At 69.4% G+C, this 7,232-nt stretch carries 1 protein-coding gene; it reads right to left on the bottom strand.

The genetic code is table 11. From position 1 onward, the window contains the following. Window positions 1–3: 3 nt before the first annotated feature. Window positions 4–7,218, bottom strand: coding sequence for an amino acid adenylation domain-containing protein (locus ACEL92_RS15700; protein ID WP_374021659.1), 7,215 nt, complete (start codon window positions 7,216–7,218; stop codon window positions 4–6). Window positions 7,219–7,232 lie beyond the last annotated feature (14 nt).

Raw genomic sequence — 7,232 nt, forward strand, 5'->3', positions numbered from 1 at the left:
CATTCAGAGCAATCCGAGCAGTTGTAGGTCGGTCGGGTCGGCGGTCATGGCCGCCAGCACCCGGCGGAACCGCTCGACGAGCGCGTCGATGCCGGCCGCGTCGAAGACCTCGGTGTCGAATTCGACTCGCAGGCGCAGTTCCTCGCCCGGCGCCGCCCGCACCGAGAGGGGATAGTGGGTGAACCCCCGGCTGGCGAAATCGGTGACGGCGACTTCGTGGGCGCCCGCCAGCGCGGCGGTGTCGATCGGAGAGTCCTCGTACACGAACAAGGTGTCGAACAGCCGCTCGTGGCCGGTTACGCGGTGAATTTCGGGCAGCGCGAGATGCTGGTGTTCGAGGGTGTGATTGTGGGCGCGGCGCAGCTGGTCGAGCAGGCCGGCGACGGTGGTTGCCGGGGTGATGTTGGCCCGCACCGGAACCGTGTTGGCCAGCAGGCCCACCATCGATTCGGCGCCGGGCAACTCGGCCGGGCGGCCCGACACCACCGCGCCGAACACCACGTCGTCCTGCCCCGTCAGCCAGGCCAGCAGCTGCGCCCACCCGGCCTGCAGGACGGTGCTGACGGTGGTGTGCGACGAGCGGGCCAGCGCGCTCAGGGCCCGCGTGGTGTCCGCAGGCACTGCGAAGGTCGCGACCCCGCGCCGCCCCGCCCGGCCCGGCGCGCGCACCAGCGTCGGGGTGTCGAACCCGTCGAGCACCTGGCGCCACGCCGTCCGCGCCGCGGCCGCGTCGCGGGTGGCCAGCCAGGTGAGGTAGCTGCGGTACGGCGTCGCGGCCGGCAGCGGCTCCTGGTAGTAACCGGCGAAGATCTCCCGGAGCACGATCGGCAGCGACCAGCCGTCCATCGCGATGTGGTGGACGGTCAGCACAAGGCGATGCCGGTCTGTCGTGGTGCGGACCAACGCCGCCCGAAAGGCCGCGGGGGTCGCCGGGTCGCACACCGCGGCACGCTCGGCGACGCACAGCTGCTCGATCCGCTGATCGGGGGCGGGATCGTCGGCGTCGAGCTGGAGGTAGCGCCAGGCGATGGCGGGGTCGGCCGGGATGATCTGCACCGGCTCGTCGAACTCTTCGCTGAACCGGGCCACCAGGTTGGGGTGCCGGTCGACCACGTTGCGGACCGCCTGGCACAGGCGGTGTGGGTCGAGCGGGCCGCAGACGGTGATGTCGAGCTGCACCGCGTACACGTCGTCGCCCGGGTCCCGTCCGGAGCCGGTGTGGAAAAGCAGTCCTTGCTGCACCGGGGTCAACGGCAGCACGTCGGCGGTCGGGTGTCGCCGGCAGAGCTCGTCGATCTGCTGCTGGGTCAGCCGGGCGGGAGTGATGTCCGACGGGGTCAACCCGCCGCCGCCGTTTCGCACGTGCGCGCAGATGCCGGTCAGGGCGGCGCACCACAACTGGCTGAGGCGGAGGACCTGCCCGTGCTCCAGGACCGACGGCGCCCACATCCAATTGGCATGCAGGAGTGGGCCCTTCGCCGTTTCCATGATGCCGGCGTTGAGCTCCAGCGTATGTCCGAGCGGAATGGGCAGTGCCGTGGTCGCGGCGGTGAACGTCGGACCGCAGGGGTCGGGCCGCCACAGGTCGTCCGACAACTCCGCCGCGCCGCCCAGCCGACCCAGGTAGTTGAATCCGATCGCCGGGTCCGGATCATCAAGGGCCACTTCGGCATTGAGATAACGCAGCAACCCGTAGGTAATCCCGTCGGGCAGGGCACGCAGCTGCTCCTTGGCCTCCTTGACGAGCGCCCCGAGCTCGGCCGCACCGGCGGTGACCCCGTCCCACGGCGGCTTACCGAGGCTGAACGCGACCGGGTATTTGGCGGTGAACCACCCCACGGTGCGCGACAGATCCACGCCCGGGCCCACGTCTTCGTCGCGGCCGTGGCCCTCGACGTCGATGGAAAGCGGCGCGCCGGTGCCCAGGAATTCGTTGATCGCCAACCCGAGGGCGACCACCAAAATATCCTGGACACCGGCGTGGAACGCCGCCGGCACTGCCCCCAACAACATGCGAGTGGTCTCGGTATCCAGCGCCACCGACAGGTGCTGCGCCGTCTGATAGGTGTCGAGCCCCGGGCGCACCGCAGGCAACGCGACCGGGATCGCCGCTACCCGCCGCCAGGCGTCCGCCAGCTGGACGACCTCGGGCCGCCGGGCGTGCTCCTCCACCAGGGCGGACCACCGGGCGAACGACGTACCGCCAGTTGGCAGCGCCACCGGCAGGCCGCCGCGCTGCTGGACCCATGCGATGTTCAGGTCCTCCAACAGGATTCGCCACGACGCACCGTCGACGGCCAGGTGATGAACGATCAACGCCAGCCGCCCGGTGGCCTCCGCCCACACCGCACGCAGCAGCACGCCCGCGGCCGGGTTCAACCGCGACCGCGCCGCCACCAAGGCCTCTTCGGACAACGCGTCGACGATGTGCATACACCCGCGGGCGTCGACGGCGCCGGGCCCGGGCACCTGCAGCGACCAGCCACCCGCACCGTCGTCGTCGACGCTCAGCCGCAGCATCGGGTGCCGATCGAGCACGGCCTGCAGGAGCGCCGCCACGTCGTCACGGGTGACGCCGGCGGGGGCCTGAACGACCATGGTCTGGTTGAACTGTTCGACCGGCCCGTCGAGCTGCTGCAGCCAGCGCATGATCGGCGTGGCGACGACGTCGCCGAGACCGTCGTCGACCGCATCGTCGCCGGTGGACACCCCGGCCACCCCGGCCACCCGGGCCAGCCGGGCCACCGTCTGCTGGACGAAGACGTCCCGCGGGCGGAACCGGACGCCGGCCGCCCGCGCCCGCGCCACGACCTGCATCGACAAGATGCTGTTCCCGCCGAGGTCGAAAAAGGAGTCGTCGATGCCGACCCGCTCCACGCCCAGCACCTGGGCATAGATTCCGGCCAGGATCTCTTCGACGGCATCGCCGGGAGCGCGAGAGTGCTCGGCGCCCTGGTAGTCGGGCGCGGGCAGGGCCCGGGTGTTCAGCGTGCCGTCGGGCGCCAACGGCAACTCGTCGAGCGCGACGACCGCGGCCGGCACCATGTGGATGGGAAGCCGATCGGTCAACTGTGCGCGAACATCGGCCGGATCAGCACGACCGGTGATGTAGGCAACCAGCCGCCTGTCCCCGGGCCGATCCTCGCGCGCCAGCACCGCCGCGCGGTCCACCCGAGCCAAAGCCGTTAACGCCGCGCGGACCTCGCCCAACCCGATGCGATATCCGTGAATCTTGACCTGCTCGTCACAACGGCCCACATACTGCAGCTGCCCACCGACGCCCCAGCGCGCCAGATCCCCGGTCCGATACATCCGCGCACCCACCCCTTCGAACGGACATGCCACGAACCGGGCCGCGGTCAACCCCGACCGGCCCGCATACCCACACGCCACACCGCGGCCGGCCACATACAACTCACCGACCACACCGGCCGGAACCGGCCGGAGCCAGCCGTCCAACACGAACAGCGCCGCGCCGGGCATGGGCGAGCCGAGCGGCGGTGTTCCGCTCCTCGCGGTCAGCGGCCCGGTCATCGCCGCGCACCTCGTGGTTTCGGTGGGTCCGTATAGGTTGACCATCGCCCGCCCGGGCGCCCACCGGTCCACCACCTCAGACGGGCATGGCTCACCGGCCATCACCAGCGTCGCCACCGAATCCAAACCTTGCGGCGACAACGCTGCCACGGCCGAAGGGGTGTGGCTCAAGACGTCGACCTGCTCGCGAATCAGCATGGTGTGCAAGTCTTCTGGTGAGCGGACCACCGAGTCGGGCACGATCACCAGCCGGTCGCCGCTCAGCAGCGACCCGAAGATCTCCCACACCGAAAAGTCGAAGCCCAGCGGGTGACACTGCGACCACACCCGGCCCAGTGCCAGCCCGTCGTGCGCCGAAGCCACCAGCTGGGTGACGTTGTGGTGGGTTGCGGCCACGCCCTTCGGCGCCCCGGCCGTGCCCGAGGCGTAGATGACGTACGCGATGTCCCCGGGAGACGGCGCCGGTAGCGGGTCGCCCGAGTGTGTCGCGATTTCGGGGTCGTCGAATTCGATGACGGCCGCGGCTGATCCGTCGAGCCGCGATCGCACGCCCGCGGTGGTGACGACGGCGATCGGTAGGGCGTCGGTGAGCAGGTACTCGATGCGGGTCGCCGGGAGTCCCGGGTCGATGGGCAGGTAGGCGGCCCCGGTTTTGAGCACGGCCAGGATCGCCACCACCGCCTTGGCCGAACGCTCGGCCACCAGCCCCACGCACTCCCCTGGGCCCGCGCCATATTCAATCAGCAAGCGCGCCAATCGATTCGACGATTCATCCACCTCGCCATAGGTCCACGACCCGTCCCCGCAGGTGATCGCCACCGCCTCCGGGTCGCGATCCACCCGCACGGCGAATAACTCCGGAATCGACACCCCCGCCGGCGCAGGCCCACTCAGCACCGCCCGATTGCCGATCACCCCAAGACGCGCACGCTCGGCCGCATCAAGCACATCGATCGACGAGAGATGCCGCGTGGGGTCAGCGGTCATCGCGACCAACACGTCGTGCAGTTGGGTGGCCAGCGCCTCGATGCGGGCGGTGTTGTACACGTCGGTGCGGTATTCCACCGTCCCGCCGATGCCGGCGGGCCGCCCGTCCTCGGTCCAGCGTTCGGCCAGCGAGAACACTAGATCCGTTCGCGCGCCGCGGGTCTCGGTGGGCAATGGGGTTACCTTCAGGTCGCCCAGCTGCACCTCGGCGAAGTCTTCGGCCTGCCAGGCCAGGACGACTTGGATGAGGGGGTGGTGGGTCAGGCTGCGGCTGGGGTGCAGCCGTTCGACAAGGACTTCGAAGGGCACGTCCTGGTGCTCATAGGCGGCCAGGCACCGTTGCTGCACCTGAGCCAACAACTGCGCAACCGTGGGATCACCGCTCAGATCGGTGCGCAACACCAACGTGTTGACGAAAGACCCGACCAACTCGGCAAGCCCGGGCTCGCGCCGCCCCGCGATCGGAAACCCGACCGCCACATCTGAACTCGCACCCAACCGGCCCAACACCACCGCCAACGCGGCCTGCACCACCATGAAACTGCTGGCATTATGCGCACCAGCCACCGCGCGCACCCGCTGCTGCAACGCCGCCGGCCACTCCACCACCACCCGCGCGCCCCGATAATCGGCCACCGCCGGATACGGCCGATCCGTGGGCAACTCCAAACGCTCCGGCATCCCCGCCAACGCATCAAGCCAATACGCCAACGGCGCGGCAATCGCACTGTGCGGATCCCCCAAATCCCGGAACCGCGTCCGCTGCCACAACGTGTAATCCACATACTGCACCGCCAACGGCGCCCATCCCGGCGCGCTGCCCGCCGAACGGCTGGCATAAGCCAACCCCAGATCACGCGCCAACGGCGTGATCGACCACCCATCCGCGGCGATACCATGAGCCACCGCGACCAACACATGCGCATCGCAACCCACACGGAAAAGTGTTGTACGAAAAGGAGTTTCGGCCGACAAATCAAACGCGTAGCGCGCCGCCGCCTCGATGGCCTCCTGCAACCGGCTTGCGGACCAGCCGTCGGTCTCGACCACCTCCCACTTGACGGTTGAGGGGGTGGGCGGCAGCACGATCTGCTCGGGATTTCCCTCGGGTGCGATGAAGACGGTGCGAAGACTTTCGTGCCGCGCCACCACGTCGCCCAGTGCGGCACGCAAGGCGTCGGTGTCGAGGCGCCCTTGAAGTCGAAGCGCCGCCGCCACGTTGTGGACGGGCGACGGCCCGTGCAGTTGGTCGATGAACCACAGCCGGGACTGGGCGAAGGACAGCGGGATCGTGGCCGGGCGTTCGCAAGCCGCCAATGGTGCCGGCCCAGTCCCGCCGGTGCCGATGCGCGGGGCCAAGTGTCGATGGCCGCACCTGGCCGGCCGGGCCCGCTCCGGCTCGTCGAGCACCTCGATCGACAGCAGCCGCCGCGTCGGATCCGCGGTCAGCGCCACCAGCACCCGCTGCAGGCGGCGGGCCAACTGCGATGCCTCGAAGCCGGAGAAGGCTTCCCACGCGCCCGCCGTGCTGAGGAAAAGCCGGTCCCCGTCACCGGAGAAGATCAGCCCGAAGCCACTGACCTGGCCGCTGTCGGTGTAGGACGCCGAGGCGGTGACACCGCCGAAGGGCAGGGGGAAATCGGAGGGGATGAAATTGACACCCACCCGCTCGGCGGGTTCGGCCGGGCCGCGGGCTTTGCGTTCCAGCGCCTGCACCGGAAACCGTTGGTGTTCAACGGCTTCACGAATCCGGGTGTCGACGTGCCGGCAGAAATCGGTGACCGTGAGTTCGGGCGCGACCCGCAATACCAGCGGCACCACCCCGGCCACCATGCCGGGGAGCGTTTTCGATTCCGGGCGCACTCGCCGGTCGACCGGGAAGTCGAGGACCACCTCCGAGGCACCGCCGGTCCAGCCACGCACCACCAGCGCGCACGCCGCGGTGATGATCGACGTCGGGGACACGCCCCATGTCGGGGACAGCTTGTGAACGCAGCGGAGGATTCCGGAGTCCAACGCGACCGGCGCGGACGGCCAGGGATCGCGCTCACCGTTCGCGTGGGGGGCCCGATGCGGTCCCGCGTCGATCGCGGGCAGGTTCTGGACCCAGTACGCCTCGTCGTTCCGGTAGTCGCCGGACGCTTCGTACCGTGACTCGCAGTCGAGAAGATCCTGCAGGGAGCCGAACGGGGCCGGCCCGATCGGAGCGCCTGAGACTATGGCGGAGTAGACGGAGGCGATGCGGTGCGCGAGGAGCGCGACGCCGGTTCTGTCGACGATGATGCGGTGGCAGCACGCGAACAAGTGGTACTGGTCCGCGCGGGTCCGGAAGAGGGCGAATCGGAACAGCGGACCCGCGAACGCCATCGGCGTTCGTTGGATCGACAACGCCATCTGCCGGGCCTCTTCGATGGCGTCGCTCGAACCGCTCAAGTCGTGAAAGGCCAGTTCGATGCTGGGGTAGGCGATCGGGCGTTGGAAGACCTGACCGTTCGCCTCGGTGAAACAGACCCTGGTCGGTTCGGCTTCTTCTACCGATTGGCGGATCGCCGACTTCAGGGCATCACGGTCGACCCGGCCGTCGATCCTGACGAAGAGGCCGATCTGCCACTCCGTGCCGGGGCGGCAGATCTCCTGCGCAAGCCAGATATCTAGCTGTCCGCGCGTAAGCGGAAGGGCGTGTTCACCAGGCTGCATCCAACTTCCCAACC

The organism is Mycobacterium hainanense (genome assembly GCF_041890355.1).
Lineage (GTDB): Bacteria > Actinomycetota > Actinomycetes > Mycobacteriales > Mycobacteriaceae > Mycobacterium > Mycobacterium hainanense.